Origin of the sequence: Cyanobium sp. Cruz-8D1 (genome assembly GCF_024345975.1) — a bacterium.
Taxonomy (GTDB): domain Bacteria; phylum Cyanobacteriota; class Cyanobacteriia; order PCC-6307; family Cyanobiaceae; genus Cyanobium.
In genome coordinates this window covers 1-2,460 of sequence record NZ_JAGQCD010000100.1, presented here as the reverse complement: position 1 = coordinate 2,460, position 2,460 = coordinate 1, and the positions used below count along the sequence as shown (strand labels likewise).

Below are 2,460 nucleotides of genomic sequence, written 5' to 3'. Positions count from 1 at the left end.
CCCCAGAGAGCGAGAGCTCAAACGGGACGCGGACTTACTGAGACTGAGAGGCGTGAGCCGACAGTGCTGTAAGTTTTCTGAGTCGCCGGGAGGCGACGTGCCGCGAGAGCCCCGGAAGGGGTGGAACGGTAGAACCTGGACAACCAAAAAAGTTTAGGAACTGACGCTTCCACTGCGTCGGTTGCGACTTTAGAGGAGGTGCGCCCACGGGAGACCGTAGGCGACTGAATCAAAAGTGCCTGTGTCCCTTGCTACGGCGAGGGGAGAGGAATCCCTGAGAGGGGGCAACGGACGAAGAGCAGTGGAGGTGTGAGGTCCCGTCAAAAGAAACAAGCGACGGGTCGAAGCGATCAAGGAGTAGCGGAGCGTTCTCACGACGCGCTGGTGCTTGGAGCGGCGCCATTTTGAAAGAGATGGAAGGCCCTTTGGTTGTTCGGCTGGTTGCGAACCGGATCTGAGATTCGGGAAAGTCACTTGCGCGTTATCCGGTGAGCCAACCGAAAGGAGGGCGAAGTGGAAAACGAGCAGTGCACTCTTTGAACCCAGCGCGAGAGCGTTGGTGGCCCAGGGGTTGCTGTAGACGCCAGTCTGCAGGGACAGCAAGAGGCAAATTCAGCTGAGGGTAGCGAGAGTTATCCAAGAGGGTTGGATCTACAACGGAGAGTTTGATCCTGGCTCAGGATGAACGCTGGCGGCGTGCTTAACACATGCAAGTCGAACGAGCCTTCGGGCGAGTGGCGGACGGGTGAGTAACGCGTGGGAATCTGCCCTCAGGAGGGGGATAACGGCCGGAAACGGCCGCTAATACCCCATATGCCGAGAGGTGAAATGAATTTCGCCTGAGGATGAGCCCGCGTCTGATTAGCTAGTTGGTGGGGTAATGGCCCACCAAGGCGACGATCAGTAGCTGGTCTGAGAGGATGATCAGCCACACTGGGACTGAGACACGGCCCAGACTCCTACGGGAGGCAGCAGTGGGGAATTTTCCGCAATGGGCGAAAGCCTGACGGAGCAACGCCGCGTGAGGGATGAAGGCCTCTGGGCTGTAAACCTCTTTTCTCAAGGAAGAAGACATGACGGTACTTGAGGAATAAGCCACGGCTAATTCCGTGCCAGCAGCCGCGGTAATACGGGAGTGGCAAGCGTTATCCGGAATTATTGGGCGTAAAGCGTCCGCAGGCGGCCCTGTAAGTCTGTCGTTAAAACGTGGAGCTCAACTCCATTTCAGCGATGGAAACTACAAGGCTTGAGTGTGGTAGGGGCAGAGGGAATTCCCGGTGTAGCGGTGAAATGCGTAGATATCGGGAAGAACACCAGTGGCGAAGGCGCTCTGCTGGGCCATAACTGACGCTCATGGACGAAAGCCAGGGGAGCGAAAGGGATTAGATACCCCTGTAGTCCTGGCCGTAAACGATGAACACTAGGTGTCGGGGGAATCGACCCCCTCGGTGTCGTAGCTAACGCGTTAAGTGTTCCGCCTGGGGAGTACGCACGCAAGTGTGAAACTCAAAGGAATTGACGGGGGCCCGCACAAGCGGTGGAGTATGTGGTTTAATTCGATGCAACGCGAAGAACCTTACCAGGGTTTGACATCCTGCGAATCCCTTGGAAACGAGGGAGTGCCTTCGGGAGCGCAGAGACAGGTGGTGCATGGCTGTCGTCAGCTCGTGTCGTGAGATGTTGGGTTAAGTCCCGCAACGAGCGCAACCCACGTCTTTAGTTGCCAGCATTAAGTTGGGCACTCTAGAGAGACCGCCGGTGATAAACCGGAGGAAGGTGTGGATGACGTCAAGTCATCATGCCCCTTACATCCTGGGCTACACACGTACTACAATGCTACGGACAAAGGGTTGCAAGCTCGCGAGAGTTAGCTAATCCCATAAACCGTGGCTCAGTTCAGATCGTAGGCTGCAACTCGCCTACGTGAAGGAGGAATCGCTAGTAATCGCAGGTCAGCATACTGCGGTGAATACGTTCCCGGGCCTTGTACACACCGCCCGTCACACCATGGAAGTTGGCCATGCCCGAAGTCGTTACTCCAACCCTTGTGGAGGAGGACGCCGAAGGTGGGGCTGATGACTGGGGTGAAGTCGTAACAAGGTAGCCGTACCGGAAGGTGCGGCTGGATCACCTCCTAACAGGGAGACACAACTGATCGTGATGTCTGAGCGCTGAGCAAACGAAAGTTTGGGAAGCATATTTGTCTCAGGCCACGGTCCTGTCATCTCGAAGGTCGATCGGTACCTCAAGGTGAGCCATCAAACCCAATGAAGAAGCAACAGTTTCGAAAGAGACTGGAGATGAATCAGAGGATGTTGTGATGGACTCGTTTTCAGTTCCTAAACTTTGTCTAGGTCACCCCACAAAGGGTTATCTCGTCTTTCTATTTTTGCAAACCTTAAAGGGTTGTAAGGATAGGGAAGACGTAAGAAGCTTGTGTCGAAGTGATTGATCCTGGGC

General features: G+C 55.3%; 1 rRNA gene. It reads left to right on the top strand.

The features are described from left to right. The first annotated feature begins 653 nt into the window (after positions 1–653). A 16S ribosomal RNA gene (locus tag KBZ33_RS21325) occupies positions 654–2,138 on the top strand. The last annotated feature ends 322 nt before the right edge of the window (positions 2,139–2,460 follow it).